The following is a 24,999-nucleotide window of genomic DNA, read 5'->3' on the forward strand; positions in this document are numbered from 1 at the left end:
GTTAGTTTGACTAACGAGCGATAGCAAAGGTCCCCCGCTCCCCCGCTAGCCTTGCGGGCGGACGAACGGGAACAGCACCGTCTGCCGGATCGACGCCCCGGTCAGCATCATCAGCAGCCGGTCGATGCCGATGCCGAGCCCGCCGGTCGGCGGCATGCCGTGTTCGAGCGCGAGCAGGAATTCCTCGTCCAGTTCCATCGCCTCGACGTCGCCGCTCGCCGCGCGCAGCGACTGGGCCTCCAGCCGCCGCCGCTGTTCGAGCGGATCGGTCAGTTCGGTGTAGGCCGTGCCGACCTCGGAGCCGAACGCGATCAGGTCCCAGCGCTCGGCCAGCCGCGGGTCCACGCGATGCTGCCGGGTCAGCGGCGAGACGTCGGTCGGGTAGTCGGTGTAGAAGGTCGGCAGCACGGTCGAGCCTTCAACCAGGTGCTCGTGTGCCTTCAGCACGAGATCGCCGTGCCCGGCCTCCTCGTTCACCGGCACTCCCGCCGCGCGGCACAGCCGCTGGAGTTCGGCCACCGAGGTCCCCGCGTCGATCTTCTCCCCGAGTGCCGCCGAGACGGCTTCGTGGACCGGGATCACCGGCCAGTCACCGGAGATGTCGTACTCGACGACCTTCCCGTCCGGCCCCGGACGGCGAACGACCTGCGAGCCGTACGCGGCCTCCGCGGCGTGCTGAATGAGTTCCCTCGTCAGCGTCCGCATCGTGTTGTAGTCGGCGTACGCCTGGTATGCCTCCAGCATGGTGAACTCGGGGTTGTGCGTCGCGTCGACGCCTTCGTTGCGGAAGTTCCTGTTCAGCTCGAAAACACGCTCGACCCCGGCCACGCACAGCCGTTTCAGGTACAGCTCGGGGGCGATCCGCAGGTACATCCGCATGTCGTAGGCGTTGATGTGGGTGACGAACGGGCGGGCGTTGGCGCCGCCGTGCACGGTCTGCAGCATCGGCGTCTCGACTTCGAGGTAGTCGCCCTGGTGCAGCCTTTCCCGCACCGCGCGCACCACGGTCGAGCGCATTCGCAGCATCGCCGTCGAATCCGGGTTCACCGCGAGGTCGAGGTAGCGCTGCCGCACCCGCGTCTCCGGGTCGATGAGGCCCTTTCGCTTGTCCGGCAAGGGATGCAGGCTCTTCGCCGTGACTGTCCATTCGTCGACGAGCACGGACAGCTCACCGCGCCGCGATGTCACGACCTGCCCGCTCACGCCGACGTGGTCGCCGAGGTCGACGCCACGACGCCAGCCGCCGAGGTCGAGCACGGAGGCGTCGAGCATCAGCTGGATCTCACCGCCGAAGTCCTTGACCCGCGCGAAACAGAGACCGCCGAGGTTGCGCATCGCGAGCACCCTGCCCGCGACGCGGACCCGGTGACCGGTGTGGCTGTCCGGGCTCAGGTCCCCGAACTTGGAGACGACGTCGCCGAGCAGATCCTCCCGGGCGAAACCGACCGGATAGGGGTCGATCCCGGCTTCCCGCAAACTGTCCAGCTTCGCCATCCGCACGCGGACCTGGTCGGGCCGCCGCACCTGTTTCGGCGCGGGGGTGGCCGCGTTCGCGTCGATGCGGTGGACCTCGGCGACGAATTCGTCGGTGACCGTCTCCAGTTTCAGCGCCCGCGCCGACCGCCCTGTCGGGAGGAACCCTTCGAGCGCACCGGCGACGATGCCGACCCGCGGCAGCCGTCGAGCCGAGGAGTAGCACAGGAATCGCGGTTCCCAGTCGGGTCCGTATTTGGCGTTGGACCGGTAGAGCGATTCCAGTTGGAAGAACCGCGACGCCATGCTGAGCACGCCGCGCCACGCGCGCAGCACCGGACCCGCGCCGATCCGCTCCCCTTCGGAGAAGACCGCGCGGAACATCGCGAAGTTCAGCGAAATCCGTTGTGCGCCAAGGTGTGAACTCGCCGCCACGACCTCGGCGACCATGTACTCGTTGAGCCCGTTTTCGGCGTCGCGGTCGCGCCGCATCAGGTCGAGGGACAGGCCGCGACGGCCCCAAGGAACGAACGACAGCATGCCGCGAAGCTCGCCCTTGGCGTCGTACGCCTCCACCATCACGCTGCGGCCGTCGCTCGGATCACCGAGCCTGCCGAGCGCCATCGAGAACCCGCGTTCGGTCTCCGCGCCGCGCCACTGCTGAGCGTGCAGCAACAGTCCGGCCATCTCGTCGGCCGGGATTTCGCTGTGCCGCCGGACTTTTGTGGTGTATCCGGCCCGTTCGACCCGTTTGACCGCTTGGCGGACCGAGCGCCGTTCCGGCCCGGCGAGGCTGAAGTCACGGACGTCCAGGACCGCTTCGTCGCCGATTTCCAGTGCCCGCAGACCCGCGTCGGCGTAAGCCTTCGCGCCGCGTTCGCTCGCGCCGAGCACGCCGGGAGTCCAGCCGTAGGTGCGCGCCTCGTTCAGCCAGGCGCGGACGGCGTCCGGCCAGGCGTCGGGATCGCCGAGGGGATCCGCGCTCGCGACGCTGGTGCCCGCGAGCACGCGATAGGCCACGGCGGCGCGGCCGTTGGGCGAGAAGACGACACTCTTTTCGCGCCTGGTGGCGAAATAGCCCAGGGAGTCGTCTTCGCCGTGTTCGGCAAGAAGGCGACGTACGCGCAGTTCTTCTTCGTCTGTCCTTAAACGACGGCTACGCACACCGCGGAAAAGCGTGTACAACGCGGCCGTCGCGACGGCTGTCGCGCTGAGGTCCAGGACGAGGTCGAGCCAGGCGGGACCTTCGCCGATGCCGACCCGGCGCAGCTGGATGTTCTCACCGGTCGTGTGGTTGACGACCCAGGCGAACCGCGCCCAGGTGTCGACGAGACGTCCCGGGAAGGCCTCGCTCAGGCCCCAGCCGACGAGGATGACCGCGGCCAGGCCGCCGAACAGCACGGTGAGGCCGTCGCGCCAGGCGCTCGGCGCGAGGCGGGCCGGGAACGCGGGGCGCAGAATCCAGAGGAACGCGAACATGCCGATCGAGATCAGGTCGGCGACGGCCAGCACCCACACCTGGTGCGGGATGTGCCGGACCTGCCACGGACCGAGTTTCAGCAGCTCAGGCCACCACAACAGGGCAGCCTGAAAGGCCAGCGTGACCGCGAGGCCACCGACCTGGAACAGCAGCAGCGTGTAGAGCGCGGCACGTTTGCGGCGGCGGAGCGCGGCGCCGAGGACGACGAGCAGCAGGACGATCACGAGGCTCGCGTTCGTCGGGACGCTCAGTGCCGAGAAGGCGACGTCGCCGACCTTGAGCACCGGCCCCTTCACCCCGCCGGCGAGGAGAAGGATCACCGAGAACACGGCCGCGAGCTGCACGAGAGTGGCGACGATTCCGCCCGCCCTCGCCTTCCACGGCGAGACACGGCTCGCTGGGTTTCCCATTCTGGCCTTTCGCGGTACTCACAGATGATCGACAGCTGCTCTTACTTGACGTCACACAACCCCGTGTGGTTGTCAACGAACATCATCCTCTGGTCTGAATTTCATCCACCGCAGGCGTGACGGGCCGGTGTGAAGCTGGTCGCACGACCTTGGGAGCGGTATCTCCGCGTGTCACGCTTTGAGATGTTCAGCTCCACGACCCGGGGACCTCATCGAGGCCTCGAGGGAAGGACGGTCGACAAGGATGTCTGCCACCGAAAAGGATTCCGGCGAGCTCGCCGCTCCGTACGGTACCGGCGCGGCGCCCCAGGCCACACCTGGGAAGAAGATCCGCGTACATCACCTTCGTGACATGAAGGAGCGCGGCGAAACCTGGCCGATGCTCACCGCTTACGACATGTACACCGCCGCGCTCTTCGACGAGGTGGGTATTCCCGTGCTGCTCGTCGGGGATTCCGCGGCGAACAACGTCTTCGGCTACGACACGTCGCTCCCGGTGACCGTGGACGAGCTGCTTCCTTTGGTCCGTGCGGTAACCCGGTCGGTGAAGCGGGCGCTTGTCGTCGCCGACCTGCCGTTCGGCTCGTACCAACTTTCGCCGCAGCAGGCGCTGGAGACCTCGGTGCGATTCATGAAGGAAGGCCGTGCACACGCGGTGAAACTCGAAGGCGGGCGGAAGTTCGCTCCCCATGTCGACGCACTGACGTCGGCGGGTGTCCCCGTGATGGGACATATCGGATTCACGCCGCAGAGTGAACACAATCTGGGCGGTTACCGGGTCCAGGGACGCGGCGAAGCGGCCGACGCGCTGCTCGCCGACGCGCTCGCCCTGGAAGAAGCCGGCGCCTTCGCGGTCGTCATGGAGATGGTGCCCGCCGAAGCGGCGAAGCGGATCACGCACGAACTGAAGATCCCGACCGTCGGCATCGGCGCGGGACCGGACTGTGACGCGCAGGTGCTCGTTTGGCAGGACATGGCCGGGCTTCGGCGCGGCAAGACTCCTCGCTTCGTGAAGAAGTACGCCGATCTCGCCGGCGTGCTGGCCGGGGCCGCGTCAGCGTTCGCGGAGGATGTCCGCCGGGGCGAGTTCCCGGCCTCGGAGCACTCGTTCCACGACTGACCCACCCCTGACCTGCAAAAAGAGAGCAAGGGACCTTTGCTGTCACTCCCGGCGAGGAGGGCGATAGCAAAGGTCCCTTGCTCTCTTTCGAGGTGGGGCCTAGCAGCGCGACCCTCCTTTAGTCGTTCACGTATGTGAACTTCAATCATGTTCTTGACTCGCATTCGTAAAGAGGCTTAACGTCTAGCCCGTCGCCGCCACGACCGAGCTTCGATCCCTCGACGAGGAGGACCACGGATGCGTGTTCGTGAGCGGGTTCTGACCATCGTGACCGGTGCCGCCCTGCTGTCGGCACTGACGGCGTACCCCGCACAGGCCGCGACGGTCCGCGTAGGGACTTCGGAGCAGCTGTCGGCGGCGCTCGCTTCGGTCGCTCCGGGCACCGTCATCGAACTCGCGGCCAACACCACCTTCGCGGGCAACTTCAAGGCGGCGAAGAGCGGCACCTCCGGCAGTCGCATCACGCTGAAGGGTCCGCGAAGCGCGGTCATCAAGGCCTCGGCCGGGCGCACGCTCGAGCTCACCGGCAGCAACTGGAACCTGACCGGCTTCACCCTCACCGGTGGCCAGAAGGGTCTGATGGCGACGGGCGTCAAGAACACCGTCGTCGACGGCATCAAGGTCATCGGCGTCGGCCACGAAGGCATCCACTTCCAGCACACGAGCACCGACAACATCGTGAAGAACTCCGAGGTGACCGACACCGGCCGCGAGTTCGCGGGCTACGGCGAAGGCATCTACTTCGGTTCCGCGAAGGGCAACTGGCCCGGCGGCACGCCCGACCGGAGCGACCGCAACAAGGCACTGAACAACAAGATCGGCCCGAACGTGCGGGCCGAGTCGATCGACATCAAGGAAGGCACCACCGGCGGCGAACTGCGCGGCAACGTCTTCGACGGGACCGGGCAGAGCGGCGAGCACTTCGCCGACAGCTGGGTGGACATGAAGGGCAACAACTACGTGGTCGCGGACAACCGTGGCAGCGAGGTCTTCGTGCACGACGCGATTTACGGCGGCTTCGAGGTCCATGTCCAGCTCGACGGCTGGGGCCGCGACAACACCTTCTCCGGCAACACCGCGGACGTGCAGTCCAGCTACGCGTACGGCTTCTATCTCGTGAAGGCCGCTACGGGGAACAAGGTCTGCGCGAGCAACAAGGTGACCGGTGCCGGGAAGGGATTCGCGAACGTGGCCGCCACGGCGGGCTGCTGACGCGACCGAAGACCGGGGGCCCGCTCAGCCCGGCGGCGGGGGCGGGCCCCCACCCTTCGTTCACTCGCCGATTCGGGCATGGTGTCGGTATGGACGATTTGTATCCGCCCATCCACGTTCGCGCCGAAGGCCTGCTCGACGTCGGCGACGGACACCGGATCTACTGCCAAGAGGCCGGGAACCCGGACGGCAAACCCGTGGTCGTCCTGCACGGAGGCCCTGGTAGCGGCATCTCTCCCATGGCCAGGCGGCATTTCGATCCCGATGCCTACCGGATCATCTTGTTCGACCAGCGCGGCACCGGCCGCAGCACTCCGCACATCGGCGAGCCGGACGTCGACCTGTCGGCCAACACCCTCTGGCACCTTGTCTCGGACATGGAAAGGCTGCGCGAACGGCTGAATCTCGAAGAGTGGCAGCTCTTCGGCGGCTCATGGGGCGCGACCCTCGCCCTCGCCTACGCCGAGACCCATCCGAGCCGCGTCACCGAGATCATCCTGCGCGGCGTCTTCACCGTCCGGCGTAGCGAACTCGACTGGATCTACGGCGGCGGCGCCGCGAACCTCTTCCCCCGCGAGTGGGAAGCCTTCCTCTCGCCGATCCCCGAAGCGCGCCGCGGCGACCCGATGTCGGCCTACCGCGAACTCGTCTACCACCCCGACCAGGTGGTCCGGGAGCGCGCCGCCATCGCCTGGAGCACCTGGGAAGGCGCGATCGTCTGCCTGCGCCCGGATCCGGCCTTCCACAACCAGTACGCGTCGCCCGACTTCGCTGTCACCTTTGCCCGGCTCGCGTTGCACTACTTCTGCCACGGGGCGTGGCTTGAGGAAGGGCAGCTGATCCGGGAAGCCGGAAAGCTGTCGGGGATTCCCGGCGTGATCGTGCAGGGCCGGTACGACGCGGTGTGCCCGCCGGCGACGGCTTACGAGTTGCACCGGGCTTGGCCGGACTCGAAGTTGGAACTCGTCGAAGCGGCCGGGCACGCGGTGACGGATCCGGGGATGCTGGCAGCGCTTCGGGACGCGACGGATTCCTTCCGGTCGGTTTGAACCGGCAGCCATCGGAATCACCGATATCGCACCAAGAGATCGCGCGAGACCTGAAGACGGAAATCACCAGTGATTCACTCGTCGAGCGGCAGCGTTCGACCGACGCTTGTCCGTCACCACGCCGGTAACCCTATTCTGATTCCTTCCAACGGCGCAGACTTCGACCTGCGAATGGCCGATGACAAGCCGGGACCGGACCAATAGCGTTCTCCTTGATCATCGTCCTTGGGGGGATCCGGCTGTCTTGATCGTCGCGTTGCGTACTGCCATGGCCCGACGCGTCTTCGCTCCGGGCTGCGCGCGAACTGACGCCTTCAGGGCCTCTCTTCGTCCGAAGAAAGCAGGTCTGATGCGTTCTCGAAGATCCATCGCCGCCGCGACGGCCGTCTTGACCGCGCTCGGCGGCATCGCCGTCACGGCCCCTGTCGCCGAGGCGGCGCCGGTACTGCCGTCCGGATTCGTGGTGACCGACACGCCGACCGGGCAGCAATCGGGTGAGCTCACCGACGCGGCCTACCTCCCCGACGGCGGGGTCCTCACGACCGGCCGGAAGGGCTCCATACGCTGGACGCCGAATGGCGGAGAACCGAGCGAAATCGCTTCGATCCCTGTGTACAGCGGGGGTTCACTCGGCTTGACGAGCATCGCGGTCGCCCCCGACTACGCCACCAGCAGGACGATCTACACCGCACGAGCGCTGACGACCGGCAACGGCGACCGCGTTTTCCGCGTCAGCAAATGGCAAACACAGGGAACAGAGGCACCCACCGCGCTCATCGGCGAATCGGTGGTCCTCGAATTCCCGGCGAATTCCGACAGCAGGGGAATCCAGGACCTCGCGGTGGATCCGACCGGCAGGGCCCTCTGGATCGCGGTCGGCGACAACGCCACCGACGACACCGTCGACCGGTTCGCCTTGCGGGCGTTGGACCCGAACCAGCCCACCGGAAAGATACTGCGCGTTGACCCGAGCGGGCTCGGCATCGCGGACAACCCGTTTTACGACACCACGGAGCGCGCCTCCTGGCGAAGCCGCACCTACCTCAGCGGCCTGCGGGACCCCCGTGTCGCGCTCGACCCGCGGGGCGGAGCGCTCGTCACGGACACCGGCCGGGCCGTACTTCACGAGGTGAACATCGCGCTCCCCGGGCAGAGTGCGAAATGGCCCTGCTGGGAAGGAAATTCGAAGACACCCGGCTATCAGGACCTTCCCGAGTGCGCCGGCGTGACGAACACCGCGCCGAAGTACGAGATCGGCCAGAGTGGCAGCATCGGGGTCAGCGGCAGCGTCCGCTACAGCGGGGACTCGTACCCCGAGGCTTACCGCGAAAGCCACTTCGTGGCTGAAAAAGGCGCGGGAACGCTTTCGACGTTCAGATTCAACAGTTCGGCGGAAACAGTGGCTTCGCCCGCCCTCTTCGCCTCCACGCTCGGGAGCCCTGTCTCGATCACGACTGCTCCCAACGGGGACGTCGTCGTGGCCGACGCGGACAGCTCGGCACTGCGGCGGCTGACTTACCGTCCGGCCGACAAGGCCCCGGTGGCGGATTTCACCGCCACCATCGATCCCGGTACGCGCACGGTCTCGTTCGACGCGAGTCTGTCCACGGACCCGGACTTCGACCATCTCACCTATCAGTGGGACTTCGGTGATGGCGGAACCGGCAGCGGACGCACCGCGGAGCACACCTACGGCGCCGGGGACATGACGACCGCCACCCTGACCGTGAAAGACATCCACGGCGTCGTGTCGAGTTCGAGCCAGACGATCACCCCCGGTCTCGCGGGTCCGACGGTCACGCTGATCCCGCCTAGAGAGGGCACGGTGTTCTCGTCGCGGGATACGGTCGAACTGCTGGCGGAATCGGACGACCCCATCGACGGACCGATCACCGTCGCCTGGCGGGCGGAGCAACGGCGTTGCCCCGCGGACAGCAGTTGCACGACCACTTTGGTGCGTCACGGCTCCGGATCGACGTTCAAGCTGGACTTTCCGGAGGAGACCGACAGCAGCCTCGTGCTCACCGGGACCGTGACGAACGGCCGCAACGTCGTGGCCAAGGCACGTTATGTGGCCCAGCCACGCCTCGCCCGGCTGACGGTCCTCGGTAGCCACCCGGCCCAGTTCACCGTCGAACCGGGCCGGAGCGCGAACCGCTTGGTGACCGCCGGCTCTCCGCTGAAGCTCTCGGCGCCGCACACCGCACTCGACGGGGCGGGGTTCCGTCGGTGGGCGGACAGCCTCGGCACCAATACCCAAAGAGAGATCCGGATGCCCGCCGCGGAACTCACGCTCCGCGCGGACTACCTGTCCCCCATCGAAAAGCGGTACGCGGAAGAGCCCGCCCTGCGCACGACGCTGGGCGCCGCCGTGGGGCGAGAGGTCGTCGAAAGTCCAGGAAGCTGGCAGGCCTATGCCAACGGCCGGCTCTACTGGACCCGGCAGACCGGCGTGACGGCCGTCTACGGTCGGATCCATGACAAATACATCGCTCTCGGCGCGCACGCTTTTCTCGGCGCTCCGGAAGTGGACGAATTCCCGGGCAAAGTGGGCAATGGACGCTTCAGCCATTTCGTGGGCGGGCCGACGACCGGTGCCGGGACGATCTATTGGACGCCTGATTCCGGGGCAGCCGTGGTCTACGGTCCTATCCGCGAGAAGTGGATCGAGACAGGAGCGGAAGCCGGCGTACTCGGCCATCCGACCACGGATCAGGCGGCGACGCCGGACGGTATCGGCCGGTACAACCACTTCGTCAATTCGTCGATCTACTGGACGGCGGAAACCGGGGCGCACTTCGTGCTGGGCGCGATCCGGGAGAAGTGGAAGGCACTCGGGTGGGAGAGGTACTTCGGCTACCCGACCACCGACGAAACCGGTGCCCCGGACGGCGTGGGCAGGTACAACCACTTCAGCCAGGTCGGCTCGATCCACTGGACGCCTTCGACAGGTGCCCACGAAGTCCACGGGTGGATCCGCGAACGCTGGGCCGCCGTCGGCTGGGAAGCCGGCGTCGGCTATCCGGTCACCGACGAGACGTGGACGCCGAACGGCACCGGGAAGTACAACCACTTCCGCAAGGGGAACGAGGAACACTCGATCTACTGGCGGTTCGGCACCAGTGCCGCCTTCGACGTCCGGGGCGCGATCCGCAACCGCTGGCGGCAACTCGGCTGGGAGACGTCGTATCTCGGCTTCCCCATCAGCGGTGAGTACAACACGCCGACCGGTAAGCGCAGTGACTTCCAAAACGGCTACATCACCTACAACGGAGCGACGGGGGCGATCGAAGACCGTCGATACTGAGTGACCTGAAAACGCCGGTGCGGTTTCGAGCCGCACCGGCGTTTCGCTTTTACAGCCGTCCGCCCGAAGTCGTGTCGCCGGAAAGCCGTTGTGCCAGATAGACCGGGATCGTCGACGCGAGGATCAGCACCGCCGCCACGACGTTGACGATCGGCGCTTGGTTCGGCCGGAACAGGTTGTTCAGGATCCAGATCGGCAGGGTCTCCAAGCCGGTCCCGAGGGTGAACGTCGTGACGATGATTTCGTCGAACGACAGCGCGAAAGCCAGCAGACCACCGGCGAGCAGCGCGGACCGCAGCATCGGGAAGGTCACCAGGCGGAACGTCGTGAGCCCGTCGGCGCCGAGGTCCATCGACGCCTCTTCGAGGTTGCCGCCCATCCGCCGCAAGCGCGCGACGACGTTGTTGAACACCACCACGATGCAGAACGTCGCGTGCGCGACGATCGCGGTGAACAGGCCGAGGTCGATGCCGAGGATCGTGCGGAACGCGTTGTTCAGCGCGATACCGGTGACGATGCCGGGCAGCGCGATCGGCAGGATGATCAGCAGCGACACCTGGTTACGACCGAAGAAGCGGTACTTCTGCAGCGCGAACGCCGCCATCGTGCCGAGTACCAAGGCGATCGCCGTGGCGGCGAGTCCTGCTTGGACACTCGTGCCTAGTGCTTTCAGCGCGCCTTCGTTCTCCGCGGCGCGGCCCCACCATTCGAGGGTGAAGCTCGACGGCGGCCAGCCGAAGGTGGTGTCCGCGTTGAAGGAATTGAGCAGTACCACCAGCAGTGGGAAGTAGATCACCGCGAGCCCGAGCACCAGCGCCGCGAGCAGGAGGTACTTGGTCGTCCGGGAAAGCCGCATCGCGCGCTCCTACAGGTTGTCCAGCGCGCCCGTGCGGCGCACGGCGGCGAGGTAGGCGAGCATGATCACCACGGGCACGGTCGCGACGGTGGCCGCGAACGGCAGGTTGTTGGCCGCGCCGATGTTGTCGTAGACGACGTTGCCGAGCATCTGCGAGGTACCGCCGACGATCTTCACCGCGATGTAGTCGCCCAGCGACAACGAAAACGTGAAGATCGAGCCGGCGACGACGGCCGGGAACGTCGCCGGCAGCACCACGGAACGGAACGTCCGGAACGGCCGTGCGCCGAGGTCGCCGGACGCGTCCACCAAGGAGTTCGGCAGCCGTTCGAGGCCCGCGTAGATCGGCAAGATCATGTACGGCAGCCACAGGTACGACAGGGTGATCACGGTCGCGAGCACGCCGTAGCCGGGGGTGTCGAGGCCGAACGGGTTGAGCAGCCAGTGCAGGACACCGTTGCCGGACAACATGGTCCGCCACGCGTAGGCCTTCACCAGGTAGCTCGCCCACAGCGGCGTCATGACGGCGATCACCAGGAGCCGCCGCGCCCTCGGGGAAGCGAATTTGGCCATGTAGAAGGCCATCGGGAAGGCGATGACCGCGGTGATCACCGTGACCAGCGCGGCGATCCCGACCGTCCGGAGGGTGATCGTGCGGTACACCGCGTCACTGAACAGCGTGACGAAGTTGTTCAGCGACCATTCGGTCACGACCTGGCCGGTGAAGACGTCGGTGCTCCAGAACGCTGTCACGAACAACGCGGCCAGCGCGCCGAGGTAGGCGAGGCCGAGCCACAGCATCGGCGCGGAGAGCAGGATGCCCAGTCGTAGCTTGGGTTTGCGGTACAGGTAGGCGGAGGCTTTCCGCCTCGGTGAGTCGAGCGTGGTCGTCATTTTTCCACCTGGGATGGGACCGGGAGCGGACGGCGTTGGGGGCACCACCGGCCGCTCCCGGAGTTCGGGGAGGTCAGCCCTTGATCTCGGTCCAGGCGCGGGTCCACTCGCCGTAGTCCTTGCACTTGACGTCGGTGCGGCCGTCGAGGCACTGCGTGATCGGCGTAGTCCAGTACTGGATCTTCGAGGCGTACGCGGCGTCACCGGCGTGGTAGGTGCCGCAATGCGTCTTGTCCTTGGTTTCGGCGCACGCCTTGGGGTTCGAGGGTGATTCGCCGAAGTACTCGGCGACCTGGGCGTTGGCCTTCGGGCTGACGATGTGGTTCAGCCACTTGTAGGAGCACGTCTTGTGCGGCGACTTCGCCGACACCATCCAGGTGTCCGACCAGCCCGTCGCGCCTTCGGACGGCAGCACCGATTCGACCGGCGCGCCCTCGCTCTTGGTCAGGTTCACCGTCACCTGCCAGGCGGTGCCGACGACGGCGTCGCCGCTCTTGAGCGCCTGGCTTTCCTTCAGGTAGTCCGACCAGTACTCCCCCACCATCGGGCGCTGCTGCTTGAGCAGGTCGACGGCGGCCTGGAACTGCTTGTCGTCCAGGGCGTACGGGTTCTTGATGCCGAGTTCCGGCTTCTTGTTCTGCAGGTACAGCGCGGCGTCGGCGAGGTAGATCGGCGAGTCGTAGGCGGAGATCTTGCCCTTGTAGGGGCTGTTCGGATCGAACATGACCGACCACGACGTCGGCGGCGGGGTCACCTTGTCGGTGCGCCAGGTGAGCAGGTTCGCGCCCCAGCCGTGGGGAACGCCGTAGGCCACGTTGTTCACGCTGTTCCACGGGCGGTTCTTGAGGAAGTCGAAGACGTCCGCGTAGTTCGGCACGAGGCCGGTGTTCACCGGTTCGACGTCCCCGGACGCGATGAGCCGCAGCGAAGCGTCACCGGAGGCGGAGATGACGTCGTACTGGCCGGTCTTCATCAGGCTCACGGCCTCGTCGGAGGTGCCGAACGCCTTGACGTTGACCTTGCAGCCGGTCTCCTTCTCGAACCCGGTGACCCAGTCGACGGCCGGGTCGTTCGAGCCGTTTTCCGCGTAGCCGGGCCAAGCCAGCACGTTGACCTGGCCTTCCGGCCGGCCGAGCTGCGCGAGCGCGTCGAGTTTCGGCGGGGTGAAGCCCTGCCCGCCGGGCGCGGCGGCGTTCGAGCTGGATCCGGAGGTTCCGCAGGCGGCCACGAGCAGGCCGGCGCCGAGCAGGCCGGCGAGCGCGAGTTTCCTGTTCTTCATTGAACAACCTTTCGGTGCTGGGGAGGCTAACCGGCTTCGGGGACGCGGAAGCTGTGTTCGTGCCGCCAGCTCAGGCGGACGCGGCCGCCCTCGAAGTCCGCGGGCTCGGCGGTGTTCTGCCGGACCACGGAGAGCTGGCCGCCGGCGTCGAGCGTGACCTCGTAGCGCACGGTCGCGCCGGCGTAGACGGTGTTGGTGACGGTGCCGGTGGCGCTGGTCTCGCCGACGTCCGCGGACTTCGAGAGATCGGCGTCGATGCGGATCTTTTCGGGGCGGATGCTGAACACACCGGGTTTGCCGATGATGTTCTCGGCGCCGCCGCCGCTGAGCAGGTTCGAGGTCCCGACGAAACCGGCGACGAAGGCCGACGCGGGCCGCTCGTAGACCTCGACCGGGGAACCGACCTGTTCGATGCGGCCGGCGTTGAACACCGCGATGCGGTCGCTCATCGTCAGCGCCTCGTCCTGGTCGTGGGTGACGAAGATGAAGGTGATGCCGACGTCGCGCTGGATCTGCTTGAGCTCGGTCTGCATGGTGTGACGCAGTTTCAGGTCGAGCGCGCCGAGTGGTTCGTCGAGCAGGAGCACCTTCGGCCGGTTGACCAGGGCTCTGGCGAGGGCGACGCGCTGACGCTGGCCGCCGGAGAGCTGGTCGGGTTTGCGCTCGCCGAACTCGCCGAGCCGGACGGTGTCGAGAGCCTCCTTCGCGCGCTGACGCCGCTCCGCGCGGTGGACACGTTTCACCCGAAGGCCGTATTCGACGTTCTGCTGGACGGTCATGTGCGGGAAGAGCGCGTAGTCCTGGAAGACGGTGTTGACGTCGCGGTCGAAGGGCGCGAGGCGGCTGACGTCGCGGCCGTGCAGTTCGATCGTGCCCGCCGTCGGCGGTTCGAAACCGGCGATCATGCGGAGCACGGTCGTCTTGCCGGAGCCGGACGGGCCGAGCATCGAGAAGAACTCGCCGGGCGGGATGTCGAGGTCGACGCCGTCGACCGCGTGGACCTGGCCGAACTCCTTGCGCAGCCCGCGCAGCCGGATCGCCGGATCCCCGTCGCCGCCGGAGGCGATAGCAAAGGTCCCTTGCTCCCCCTCGGCGGAGGCGGTGGGCGCTTGATGGGGCATGGCGTGCCTTTCGGTGGTCGTCACAGCGCGCTCATCACGTGCTTGACGCGGGTGTAGTCCTCGAGGCCGTAGAGCGAGAGGTCCTTGCCGTAGCCGGACTTCTTGAAGCCGCCGTGCGGCATTTCGGCGACCAGCGGGATATGCGTGTTGATCCACACGCAGCCGAAGTCGAGCTTCGCGGCCAGCCGCATCGCCCGCTGGTGGTCGGTGGTCCACACCGACGACGCGAGCGCGTATTCGACGCCGTTGGCCGCGGCGAGCGCTTCGGCTTCGGAGCCGAACCGCTGGACGGTGATGACCGGGCCGAACACCTCCGTCTGGCTGATCTCGTCGTCCTGGCGGACGCCGGAGATCACCGTCGGTTCGTAGAAGTACCCCTCGTCACCCTGTCGGTGTCCTCCACAGTGGACTGTCCCGTGGGCGGGCAGCCGGTCGACGAAACCGGCGACCCGGTCCAGCTGGGCGGCGTTGTTGAGCGGCCCGTAGCTGACCGAAGCGTCGCCGGGTTTGCCGGTGGTGGTCGCCCGCGCCTGCCGAGTGAGAGCCGCGACGAAGGTGTCGTGGACCTCGTCGGCGACCAGGACCCGCGTCGCCGCGGTGCAGTCCTGGCCCGCGTTGAAGTACCCGGCGGCGGCGATGCCTTCCGCGGCCGCTTCGATGTCAGCGTCGCCGAAAACCACTACGGGCGCTTTACCACCGAGCTCTAGGTGTATGCGCTTCACGTCCTTCGCCGCCGAAGCGGCGACTTCGATCCCGGCGCGCACGGAGCCGGTGATGGACACCATCGCGGGGATCTCGTGCTCGACGAGCGCCCGCCCGGTGTCGCGGTCGCCGCAGATCACGTTGAGCACGCCGGGGGGCAGGAATTCGGCGCAGATCTCGGCGAGGAGCAGCGTCGACGCGGGGGTCGTGTCGGCCGGTTTGAGCACCACGGTGTTCCCGGCGGCGAGCGCGGGGGCGATCTTCCAGACCGCCATGAGGAGCGGGTAGTTCCACGGCGTAACCTGCGCGCACACGCCGATCGGTTCTCGGCGCACGAAAGAGGTAAGCCCTTCCATGTACTCGCCCGCCGACCGTCCTTCGAGGACACGCGCGGCTCCCGCGAAGAACCGCAACTGGTCGACGATCATCGGCAGTTCTTCGGCCGCGGTGAGCGCGATCGGCTTGCCGGTGTTCGCCGATTCGACGAGCACGAGGCCGTCCGTGCGCGCTTCGACGGCGTCGGCGATCTTCAGCAACGCGAGCTGGCGCTGGGCGGGCGTGGTCTCACGCCAGTGTTCGAAGGCGGCGGCCGCGACCTTCAGCGCGCGGTCGACATCCTCGGGACCGGCGACGGCGGCGGTGCAATACGGGCGACCGGTGACGGGATCGACGATGTCGGCGACCGCGCCCGACGCGGATCCGGTGTACTCACCGCCGATGAAGTGCTTCAACTGCTGCACGAGAGCTCCAGGAGCCTGGGGGCGTGAGGCGATAGCAAAGGTCCCTTGCTCCCTTTTGGGGCGGCGAGAGAGCTAAAACATATAAGTCCATAGGTTAAATGACAAGACGATGGGGCAAGATTGGTTCCATCGGGTAGTAGTTCGGGCGAAGGGCCACCATGCGCAAGGGGTTGTCGCACAGCGCGCGATCGGCGATGTTCGCGCCGCTCGACCAGATCGGCCGGGCGGAAGCGGTCACCGCGCGGCTGGTCGACGCCATCACGCTCGGGCTGCTGGCCGACTCGGAACAGCTGCCGAGCGAAGCCGAGCTGGCCGCCCAGTTCGGCGTCTCCACCGTGACAGTTCGCGAAGCGCTCGTGGCCTTGCGGCAACAGGGGCTCGTAGAGACGCGACGCGGCCGAGGCGGCGGAAGCTTCGTGAAGACGCCTGCCAACCCTTCGACCGCTTCGTGGCGAGAGCGCCTTCGCACGGTCTCGCTGTCCGAACTCCGTGACGTCGGCGATCACTACCTCGCCATCGCCGGCGCCGCGGCCAAACTCGCCGCCGAGCGGAGTTCGCCCGAAGACATCGAGCGGCTCGAACTGGCGACCGAAGACATCCGCATCGCGACCGGCACGGAGGCGTCCCGCGCCGAGCGCCAGTTCCACCTCGAAGTCGCCGCTGCCGCCCAGTCGCCGCGGCTGACCAGGGAGGAAGTGCAACTGCAGAGCGAGCGAGGCGGGCTTCTCTGGCTGCCGCTCGAACCGCAGGGCACCCGGGAAAACGCCTACGCCGAACACCGCGCGATCACCGCCGCCATCGCACAGGGCGACGGCGAGCTGGCCAGAAAGCTCACCGAGGAACACATCCTCGAGGCCATAGACCGGCTGGCGGACGTGCATTTAGACCTTCTGGCCCCTTAAGCTGCGGCATCCGCGCATCCGAGGTGAGCATCGTGAACGACACACCGTCCGCCGGTTCCGAGGTCGTCGAACAGGTATCCGCCCTGGTCGAGGACGTCTTCGGCAGGCTGAAGCCGGTTCTGGCCGGCGCCGAGGGACTCTTGGCCGCATCGGCCGATGTCACCGCCGAAGACCTGCCCCGGCTCCGGCCGCAGGTCTTCGACGTCCTCGGCGGCCTGGTCGTCGGCGCCGGGTTCATCAGCGCGCCGAACGCGCTGGCCGATCAGGAATTCGGCTTCGAGTGGTGGACCGAGACCGGCGACGCCGAACCGGTGCAACTCGTCATCAGTCTCGACCCGGATAGCGACAACTTCCTCGACTACACCCGTCAGTCGTGGTTCACCGTCCCGCGCGACACCGGCCGCCGCCACATCAACGGCCCCTACGTCGACTACCTCTGCACCGACGAGTACACGCTGACCTTCACCGTTCCCGTGCGGCGCGGCGGGGAGTTCGCGGGGGTCGTCGGCGCGGACATCTACGTGCGCGAGGTCGAACGCCTGCTGCAGCCGAAACTGCGCGCGCTCGGCGGACGCGCGGCGCTGGTCAACGCGCAGGGCCGGGTGATCGTGTCGAACAACGCGCGGCAGGCCACCGGGTCGCTGGTCCGCGAGGTCGACGTCCCGGCGTGGTGGTCCTCCGGCGCGGAACCGGTCACGACGGAGACCGGCACCCACCTGCGGCGCTGCGGGAACTCGCCGATCGCCTTGGTCAGGTCCGAGCGCTGACCTGCAGCGCGAGCCAGAATTCGGCGCGCACACCGGGGGAATCGAGATCACGGCCGGTCAGTTCGGCGACCTTGCGCACGCGGTTGCGCAGGGTGTGCCGGTGGACGCGGAGCCGCGCGGACGCCAGATCCCAGTGACCGTGGTGTTCGAGCCAGCAGGTCAGTGAGGCGACCAGTTCGCCCCGGCCGGTTTCGTCGTGGTGCCGCAACGGCGCCAGCAGGCTGTCCGAAAACGCTTGCGCGGCTTGGGAATCGACCAGTTCCAGAAAGCCGCGTCCGGCGTGCTCGGCGAACCGGACCAGCGGGGATCGCTCGGCCTTCGCCGCTTCGGCCGCCTGCTTCGCCTGCCGCAGCCCCGCCGGGAACTCCACTGTGGACACCGGATCGGAGAGCCCGGCGTGCAGCCCGCCGAGCCGGGAAGCCTGCCGGACGACCGCTTCCACGTCCCCGAGCGCGACCACGAACGCGCCGGACTCACCGAAGAACACCTTCTCCCCCGGCACCTCGGCGTCGAGAGTGTCGGCGAGCGACCTACGCGCGCCCGCCGGACCGGTGACGGCCAGAACGGGCCACGGCGCTTCCGGGACACCGCCCCAAAGCGACTTCATCGTCCGCGTGGCGAGTTCGGCATGTCCCGCGGCGAGCAGGTCGCACAGCCCCGACCGCAGCCGCCGCAGCGCGACGACGTGCTCCCGGTTCTGTTCCAGCGCAAGGGAAAGCAACGACACCGCGGTGTTGACGATGTGCTGCCCCGCCGCGTCGAGCGGCTCACGGGTGCCGACCACGAGCACACCGCGCGCACGGGTGTCGAGCGTCTGCAGGACGACCTCATACTCCCCCTCCTGCCCGTCCTCCCCCGCCGCCGTCACCAGGGTGCCCGCGCGCAGCCGCGCGAGGTCCTCCCGGATCTCGGCGGCGAAGGGCCGCGCGGACGACTGCGAAGCCTCGGTGACCACGCCCGCCGAATCGAGCAGGAGCACCCAGCCGTCGACCAGCTTCGCCAGTTTGCGGACGACACCGCCGGGACCGCCCTTGCCGACGGCGGTCCTGGTCAGTTCCTGCTGCCCCTTGCCGGTGCGCACGAGCGAGGCGTACTCGTCGGCGGCGACCGCCCGGGAGACCGCGCGCGTGATCGCGATGAACGGCGTCTTCCTCGGCACTTCGAAGACCGGGAGCCCGACCTCTTCGGCGGTGTCCACAAGGGACTGAGGGATGCTCTCGTGGCTGAGGCCGACACCGAAGCCGAGCCCCGCCACACCCGCGTCCACGAGCCGCCGGATGTACCCGGGTGATGTGGTCTCGTCGAGGGCGAGGCCCGTGGTCAGCAGCAGCTCGCCGCCTTCGAGGAAGGCCTGCGGATCGGTCAGCTCGGTGGGGTGGACCCAGCCGATCGGCCTGTCGAGTCCGCCTTCGGCCGCACGCACGCGGAGGCCGAGCGGGCGTTCGGCCGCGAGGGCGCGGAGCGTCAGTGCCATGTTGTCCAACTCTACGCCTCGATATGGACAATACGTCGAGCTGACGCGGACCGGCCCGGCTCCCATCCTGGAGGGCGACCCCGTCCCTCGCGTCCGCAGGAGTTTGGCCGTGACCGTCACCACCGAGACCCAGCGCAGGCTGCGCACCGAAATCCCCGGCCCCGCCTCGCGCGCCCTGCAGGAACGACGCGCGGCCGTCGTCGCCGCGGGCGTGAGCTCGGTGCTGCCCGTCTACGTCACCTCGGCCGAGGGTGGCCTGCTCACCGATGCCGACGGCAACGTCCTGATCGACTTCGGTTCCGGCATCGCGGTGACCAACGTCGGCCACGCCGCCCCCGCCGTCGTGGACCGCGTCCGCGAGCAGGCCGGCCTGTTCACGCACACGTGTTTCATGGTCACGCCGTACGAGGGCTACGTCGAGGTGTGCGAAGCGCTCGACAAGCTGACCCCGGGCACCCACGAGAAGCGTTCGGTGCTGTTCAACTCCGGCGCCGAAGCCGTCGAGAACGCGGTGAAGATCGCCCGCGCCGCGACCGGCCGCCAAGCCGTCGTCGTGTTCGACCACGCCTACCACGGCCGCACCAACCTGACGATGGCGCTGACCGCGAAATCCATCCCGTACAAGCACGGTTTCGGCCCGTTCGCGCCCGAGGTCTACCGGGTGCCGGGGTCGTACCCGTACCGCGACGGCCTGTCCGGCCCCGAAGCGGCGCGGATCGCCATCGACCGCATCGAGAAGCAGATCGGCGGCGACCAGGTCGCGGCCGTCGTGCTGGAGCCGGTGCAGGGTGAAGGCGGGTTCATCGAGCCCGCGCCCGGTTTCCTGCCCACGCTTTCCCGGTGGTGCACCGAGAACGGCGTCGTGTTCGTCGCGGACGAGGTCCAGACCGGGTTCTGCCGCACCGGCGAGTGGTTCGCGTCCACGCACGAAGAGGTCGTGCCCGATCTGATCGCCACCGCGAAGGGCATCGCCGGCGGCCTGCCCCTGGCGGCCGTCACCGGCCGCGCGGAACTGCTCGACGCCGTCGGTCCGGGCGGCCTCGGCGGGACCTACGGCGGCAACCCGATCGCGTGCGCCGCGGCGCTCGGCTCGATCGAGACCATGCGCCAGGAGAACCTCGCCGCATCGGCGAAGCGCATCGAGAACGCGGTGCTGCCGCGGCTGCGTGCGCTGGCCGAGGAGACCGGCGTGATCGGCGACGTCCGCGGCCGCGGCGCGATGCTGGCCGCCGAGTTCGTGAAGCCGGGCACCACCGAACCCGACGCCGACCTCACCAAGCGGATCGCGCAGGCCTGCCACCAGGCCGGTGTCGTCGTCCTCACCTGCGGCACCTACGGCAACGTCGTCCGCCTGCTGCCGCCGCTGTCCCTGTCCACCGAACTGCTCGACGAGGGCCTCTCGGTCCTGGAGCACGCTGTCCGTACGGAGGCCGTCAAGTGACCACTCTTTCGAATAGCCCGAGCCCCTTCTGGGTAGCCGGAAAGCCGGTCACCGGCGGCGAGACCGTCGTCGTCCGCCACTCCTTCGACGGGAGTGAGGCGGGTTCGCATCACGTTCCGTCCACTTCGGACATCGAGACCGCGGTCCAGGCCGCGCACGACGTCTCCGGCGAGTACGCGACGCTCCCCGCGCACGTCCGGGCGGGCGCGTTGGACCACGTGTCCCGAGTTCTGGGTGAGCGGTCCGAAGAGATCGCGCAGCTGATCACCGCCGAGTCCGGCAAGCCGCTGAAGTGGTCGCGCGGCGAGGTCGGGCGCGCCGCGTCGACGTTCCGCTGGGCCGCCGAGGAGGCCCGCCGGTTCTCCGGTGACCTGCAGCGGCTCGACACCGACCCGGGCGGCACCGGGCGGCTCGCGCTGGTGCGCCGCGTGCCGAAGGGCCCGGTGCTGGGCATCACGCCGTTCAACTTCCCGCTGAACCTGGTGGCGCACAAGGTCGCGCCCGCGATCGCGGTCGGCGCGCCGATCGTGCTCAAGCCCGCGCCCGCGACGCCGCTGACCGCGCTGCTGCTCGGCGAGATCCTCGCCGAGACCGGCCTGCCCGCCGGGAGCTGGTCGATCCTCCCCGTGAGCAACGAGGAATCGGCTCGTCTCGTCTCGGATCCGCGACTTCCCGTGGTGTCGTTCACCGGTTCCGTGCCGGTGGGCTGGGGCATCCGGGACAGCGTGCCGCGCAAGCACGTCGCGCTCGAACTCGGCGGCAACGCGGCGGTGCTCGTCTGTCCGGATTGGACGGATCTGGACTTCGCGGCGCAGCGGATCGCGACCTTCGCGATGTACCAGGCGGGCCAGTCGTGCATCTCGGTGCAGCGCGTGTACGCGCACGCCCACATCTACGAGGAGCTTCAGGCGAAGGTGCTGGAGCAGGTGCGCGCGCTCGGGACCGGCAACCCGCGGGCGGACGGCGTGGACGTCGGGCCGCTGATCAACACCGCCGCCGCTTCCCGCGTGGAGTCGTGGATCGCCTCGGCCGTCGAGGCGGGCGGCGAGCTGTTGACCGGCGGTAAGCGCGACGGCGCGACCGTCGAGCCGACCGTGCTCGCGAACGTGCCCGAGGACGCGTCCGTGATGGCCGACGAGGTCTTCGGGCCGGTCGTGTCGATCACGCGGGTGGAGTCGGTGGAGGACGGCGTGCGCCGGATCAACGACTCGCGCTTCGGGCTGCAGGCGGGCGTGTTCACCCGCGACCTGCCGACGGCGTTCGACGTGTCCGCGAAGCTGCGCGTCGGCGGGGTGCTCGTCGGTGACGTACCGAGCTTCCGGGCCGACCAGATGCCCTACGGCGGCGTGAAGGACTCCGGCGTCGGCCGCGAAGGCCCGGCTTCGGCGATGGCGGACTTCACCGAGGAACGCGTCACCGTCCTGACCGGCCTGACCCTCTGACCACTACCGCGTTTAGTCCTCTGGATGCGCTGGATTCAGAGGACTAAACGCGTGAGGTGGGAGTGCGCTTCGACCAGGGAGGGGCCGTACCAGGTGAGGTGACGGCCTGAGACCAGGACGTGCTTCGCACTGGGGAACGCTTCGGGGCCGTCGTCCGCGGTGAACTCGTAAGGCTCATCAGGCAGGACGAGCAGGTTCGCGTCTTCGGCGGCGAAGCGCGCTTGGAGCGCTTCGAGTTTCGGGCGCGGGTAACGCTCTTCGTCGTCCGCGTACGCGTTGCCGATCCCGACGCGACGCAGGACGTCGCCGCCGAAGGTGTCCCGGCCGAGCACGATCCACGGCTTCCGCCACACCGGCACGACCGCCCGGAACCGCTCCGGCAGGGTTTCCCGCCAGACCTCTTCGGCCTCGACCAGCCAGTCCGGCTCGGCGAGGTCGTAGGCCTGCGTCAGGATCCGCCGGATCGAGGCGAGCGCACTGGGCACCGTCGCCGACGCCTCCATCACCCAGACCGGAATCCCGTTGGCGCGCAGGCGTTCCACGTCCTCCGGCCGGTTCTCCTCGGAGTTGGCCAGCACCAGATCCGGTGCGAGTTCGAGCACTTTGTCCACGTTCGGGTACTTCGAACCCCCTACCCTCGGGACGTCCAGATCGACCGGATGGGTGCAGTAGTCCGTGGCGCCCGCGAGCCTGCCCGGCGCGCTCACCTCGACGGCCTCGGTCAGCGACGGCACGAGCGAGACCACCCGCGCCGCCGGCGCGCGCAGCGGGACCACTTCGCCGAGGTCGTCGATCATGCTCGCTCGAACGACAGTTTCCGCTTGGTGACGTCCACCGCGGTGAGCCGGACGCGGATCCGTTCGCCTTCGGGGAGTTTCTCGCCGGTGCACTTGGACATCACCGGCGGATCCTCGACCAGGATCTCGGCCTTGGTCTCCTCCGCGCGCAGTACGATCGCGCCGAACTCGCCGCCGATGTGCTCGGCCATCACCCAGACCTCGACCTGGTCGATGCAGGCTCGTTCGACCTTGGCGGCCAGCGTGTCGGACGCGGTCATCTGCTCCGGCACCTCCGCGAGCGCCACGCGCACCCACGCGGGCACCTCACGGCCGGCGCTCACGGCGAGGCAGATCTCGGTGGCGAACCGGTCGACCAGCCGCCGGATCGGCGCGGTGACATGGGCATACGCGCCGCCGATCCCGGCGTGCGTGGTCAAGGCGGGCAGTTCGCCGTCGAAAGCGGTGTATCCGGCACCACGCAAAAGCCTTGTGGTGTCGGCGAAAAGTGCCATGGAAGCGGGCTGGCCGGGGTCGAGCGCGGCCAGGAACTCCGACACGCTCTTGCCCTCGGGCCAGTCGATGTTCAGCGCCTGCGCGGACCGGCCCAGCCATTCGATCGCCTCCGCGTCGGGCTGGGGCAGAGTGCGCAGGACACCGACCCCGGCTTCGATCATGATCTTGGCCGCGGCCATGCCGGTGAGCAGCGAGATCTCGGCGTTCCACGCGTCGACGTCGTTGCGCGGCCGCTGGATCAGCGCCCAGCCGCCGTCGGGGTCGCCGCTGATCTCCTGCTCCGGCAGCTGCAGTTCGACCGCGCCGCGCCGGATCGCGAGTTCGCGGCGCAGGCGGCCCAGTTCCGGCAGCGCGGCGACCGACGGATGCGGGTCACCCGCGTCGATCGAGGCTTGGACGGTCTCGTAGTCGAACTGCTCGGTGGACCGGACCAGGGCCCGGCGGACGTTGGTCGCCGTCGGCTCGCCGCCCGCGTCGACGTCGATGGTCCAGAGCACCGCGGGCCGGGTCTCCCCCGGCAGCAGGCTGGCCGCGCCTTCGGACAGCACCGGTGGGTGCAGCGGGACGTTCCCGTCGGGAAGGTAGAGCGTCTGCCCGCGGCGCCGCGCCTCCTTGTCGAGCGCGCCACCCGGCGGGATGAACGCGGCCAGATCGGCGATCGCGTAGTGGACCCGGAACCCGCCGCCGTCGACGCGTTCGATCAGCACCGCCTGGTCGAGATCCTTGGCACCGGGCGGATCGATGGTGACGAAGGGCAGACCGGTGGCGTCCTCGCGTCCGCCCGCCGATTCGAGCGGGTCGACGACCGCCGCCTCCGCCTCGGCGAGCACGTCGGGCCCGAACGACTCCGGCAGCGAGAACTCGGCTCGCAGGTGACCGAAGTCCCCTCCGGCCACGTGTGTCCTGATCACCAGTGGAGGCACCACCCAACCCTATCCCGACCCGGCCCGGTTGATCGCCCGTTCGGGTGCGGGCCGGTCGGGTGTACGTTACCGACCGAAATGAAAACCGATACCCTTTTCAAAACGACAGGAAGGTCCGTGGCGTGAAGATCGCGTTCGTCGGGAAGGGCGGCAGCGGCAAGACGACGCTGGCGTCGCTGTTCACCGCGTACCTGGCCGGTGGCGGGAAACCGGTACTGGCGATCGACGCGGACATCAACCAGCACCTCGCCGTCGCGCTCGGCGCGAGCGAGGAAGAGGCCATCGCGTGGCCGACGCTGGGCGACAACATGGGCCTGATCAAGGAGTACCTGCGCGGCGACAACCCGCGGATCGCCGACGCGGCCTCGATGATCAAGACGACCCCGCCGGGACGCGGGTCGCGGCTGGTCCGGCCGTTCGAGGACAACCCGATCTTCCAGGCGTGCTTCCGCGAGTTCGGCGGCGTGCGGCTCGGCGTCACCGGGCAGTTCGACGAGGACGACCTCGGCGTCGCCTGCTACCACTCGAAGGTCGGCGCGGCGGAGCTGTTGCTGAACCACATGATCGACGACGCGGGCGAGTACGTGGTCATGGACATGACCGCCGGCGCCGACGCGTTCGCGTCCGGCCTCTTCACGCGGTTCGACGTGACGTTCCTGGTGTGCGAGCCGACCGTGCGCAGCGTCGGCGTGTACCGGCAGTACGCCGACTACGCGCGGGACTTCGGGGTCCGGCTGGTCGTCGTGGGCAACAAGGTGACCGAGGCCGAGGACATCGACTTCCTGCGCGAGGAGGTCGGCGAAGCGCTGCTGGGCTGGATGGAGAACTCGCGGCACGTCCGCGCCGCCGAACGCGGCCGCGCGCGTCCGATCGGCGAACTCGAGGCGCACAACCTCGGGACGCTGGGCTCGATGCTCGCGACCGTCGACTCCGAGCAGCGCGACTGGGCCCGCTATCAGCGCCAGGGCGTCGAGTTCCACCTCCGCAACGCGCGGGCGTGGGGCAGCGGGCGAGCCGGAGAGGACCTCACGGCTCAGGTGGACCCGGAGTTCGTGCTCGGTCCGGCACTGGCCAGGCAAGACGCCTGACCTGCGGTTCTTCGCGCGAGGAGAGCA

18 protein-coding genes are annotated in these 24,999 nt (G+C 68.4%); 9 read left to right on the forward strand and 9 right to left on the reverse strand.

Annotated features, from left to right (window positions below; all coding sequences use genetic code 11):
* Window positions 1-45 precede the first annotated feature (45 nt).
* Window positions 46-3,363 carry a bifunctional lysylphosphatidylglycerol synthetase/lysine--tRNA ligase LysX gene (gene lysX, locus ACFOSH_RS20265; RefSeq protein ID WP_378240556.1) on the reverse strand — a complete coding sequence of 1,106 codons (3,318 nt, stop codon included), beginning with the start codon at window positions 3,361-3,363 and terminating at the stop codon, window positions 46-48.
* Between the two features lie 244 nt (window positions 3,364-3,607).
* Here lysX and panB point away from each other — a divergent pair, with 244 nt between their 5' ends.
* From panB to ACFOSH_RS20285, 4 genes are all read left to right on the forward strand, one after another.
* Complete coding sequence (gene panB, locus ACFOSH_RS20270) at window positions 3,608-4,483, forward strand: 3-methyl-2-oxobutanoate hydroxymethyltransferase (protein WP_378240557.1); 876 nt, start codon at window positions 3,608-3,610, stop codon at window positions 4,481-4,483.
* Window positions 4,484-4,720: 237 nt separating this feature from the next.
* Window positions 4,721-5,695, forward strand: coding sequence for a hypothetical protein (locus tag ACFOSH_RS20275; protein WP_378240558.1), 975 nt, complete (start codon window positions 4,721-4,723; stop codon window positions 5,693-5,695).
* A gap of 89 nt (window positions 5,696-5,784) precedes the next feature.
* Window positions 5,785-6,744, forward strand: coding sequence for a prolyl aminopeptidase (gene pip / locus ACFOSH_RS20280; protein ID WP_378240560.1), 960 nt, complete (start codon window positions 5,785-5,787; stop codon window positions 6,742-6,744).
* A gap of 349 nt (window positions 6,745-7,093) precedes the next feature.
* Window positions 7,094-10,051: a PQQ-dependent sugar dehydrogenase gene (locus tag ACFOSH_RS20285; RefSeq protein WP_378240561.1), complete on the forward strand. Its 2,958-nt coding sequence runs from the start codon at window positions 7,094-7,096 to the stop codon at window positions 10,049-10,051.
* A gap of 49 nt (window positions 10,052-10,100) precedes the next feature.
* Here the strand turns inward: ACFOSH_RS20285 and ACFOSH_RS20290 are convergent, their stop codons facing one another.
* The 5 genes from ACFOSH_RS20290 to ACFOSH_RS20310 form a co-directional block, all read right to left on the reverse strand.
* The gene (locus ACFOSH_RS20290) at window positions 10,101-10,907 is read right to left on the reverse strand and encodes an ABC transporter permease (protein WP_378240562.1); all 807 of its coding nucleotides are present in this window, start codon (window positions 10,905-10,907) and stop codon (window positions 10,101-10,103) included.
* A 9-nt stretch (window positions 10,908-10,916) separates the two neighbouring features.
* A complete protein-coding gene (locus ACFOSH_RS20295) occupies window positions 10,917-11,801 on the reverse strand; it encodes an ABC transporter permease (protein ID WP_378240563.1) in 885 nt (294 codons plus the stop codon).
* A 73-nt stretch (window positions 11,802-11,874) separates the two neighbouring features.
* The gene (locus tag ACFOSH_RS20300; RefSeq protein ID WP_378240564.1) at window positions 11,875-13,080 is read right to left on the reverse strand and encodes an ABC transporter substrate-binding protein; all 1,206 of its coding nucleotides are present in this window, start codon (window positions 13,078-13,080) and stop codon (window positions 11,875-11,877) included.
* Window positions 13,081-13,106: 26 nt separating this feature from the next.
* A complete protein-coding gene (locus tag ACFOSH_RS20305; protein WP_378240676.1) occupies window positions 13,107-14,201 on the reverse strand; it encodes an ABC transporter ATP-binding protein in 1,095 nt (364 codons plus the stop codon).
* 20 nt (window positions 14,202-14,221) lie between these two features.
* Window positions 14,222-15,643, reverse strand: coding sequence for a gamma-aminobutyraldehyde dehydrogenase (locus ACFOSH_RS20310; protein WP_378240565.1), 1,422 nt, complete (start codon window positions 15,641-15,643; stop codon window positions 14,222-14,224).
* Window positions 15,644-15,801: 158 nt separating this feature from the next.
* On the opposite strand from ACFOSH_RS20310, the gene ACFOSH_RS20315 reads away from it, so the two are divergent.
* Together ACFOSH_RS20315 and ACFOSH_RS20320 are read left to right on the forward strand one after the other, a co-directional pair.
* A complete protein-coding gene (locus tag ACFOSH_RS20315; protein ID WP_378240566.1) occupies window positions 15,802-16,545 on the forward strand; it encodes a FadR/GntR family transcriptional regulator in 744 nt (247 codons plus the stop codon).
* A 32-nt stretch (window positions 16,546-16,577) separates the two neighbouring features.
* The gene (locus tag ACFOSH_RS20320) at window positions 16,578-17,312 is read left to right on the forward strand and encodes a cache domain-containing protein (protein ID WP_378240567.1); all 735 of its coding nucleotides are present in this window, start codon (window positions 16,578-16,580) and stop codon (window positions 17,310-17,312) included.
* Here the strand turns inward: ACFOSH_RS20320 and ACFOSH_RS20325 are convergent.
* Complete coding sequence (locus tag ACFOSH_RS20325; RefSeq protein ID WP_378240568.1) at window positions 17,296-18,786, reverse strand: PucR family transcriptional regulator; 1,491 nt, start codon at window positions 18,784-18,786, stop codon at window positions 17,296-17,298. The genes ACFOSH_RS20320 and ACFOSH_RS20325 overlap by 17 nt on opposite strands.
* A gap of 109 nt (window positions 18,787-18,895) precedes the next feature.
* Here ACFOSH_RS20325 and gabT point away from each other — a divergent pair, with 109 nt between their 5' ends.
* Window positions 18,896-20,227 (forward strand): 4-aminobutyrate--2-oxoglutarate transaminase, encoded by a 1,332-nt coding sequence (gene gabT, locus ACFOSH_RS20330; RefSeq protein ID WP_378240569.1) that lies wholly within the window; start codon window positions 18,896-18,898, stop codon window positions 20,225-20,227.
* Window positions 20,224-21,669, forward strand: coding sequence for an aldehyde dehydrogenase family protein (locus ACFOSH_RS20335; protein WP_378240570.1), 1,446 nt, complete (start codon window positions 20,224-20,226; stop codon window positions 21,667-21,669). The genes gabT and ACFOSH_RS20335 overlap by 4 nt, the downstream gene beginning before the upstream one ends.
* A gap of 35 nt (window positions 21,670-21,704) precedes the next feature.
* Here the strand turns inward: ACFOSH_RS20335 and ACFOSH_RS20340 are convergent, their stop codons facing one another.
* Window positions 21,705-22,466 (reverse strand): helical backbone metal receptor, encoded by a 762-nt coding sequence (locus ACFOSH_RS20340; protein ID WP_378240571.1) that lies wholly within the window; start codon window positions 22,464-22,466, stop codon window positions 21,705-21,707.
* A complete protein-coding gene (locus ACFOSH_RS20345; RefSeq protein WP_378240677.1) occupies window positions 22,463-23,872 on the reverse strand; it encodes an RNB domain-containing ribonuclease in 1,410 nt (469 codons plus the stop codon). The genes ACFOSH_RS20340 and ACFOSH_RS20345 overlap by 4 nt, the downstream gene beginning before the upstream one ends.
* Before the next feature lie 134 nt (window positions 23,873-24,006).
* Here ACFOSH_RS20345 and ACFOSH_RS20350 point away from each other — a divergent pair, with 134 nt between their 5' ends.
* A complete protein-coding gene (locus ACFOSH_RS20350) occupies window positions 24,007-24,972 on the forward strand; it encodes an ATP-binding protein (RefSeq protein ID WP_378240572.1) in 966 nt (321 codons plus the stop codon).
* Window positions 24,973-24,999: the final 27 nt, after the last annotated feature.

Origin of the sequence: Amycolatopsis speibonae (assembly GCF_042647925.1) — a bacterium.
In the GTDB taxonomy this organism is placed as follows: Bacteria; Actinomycetota; Actinomycetes; order Mycobacteriales; family Pseudonocardiaceae; genus Amycolatopsis; species Amycolatopsis speibonae.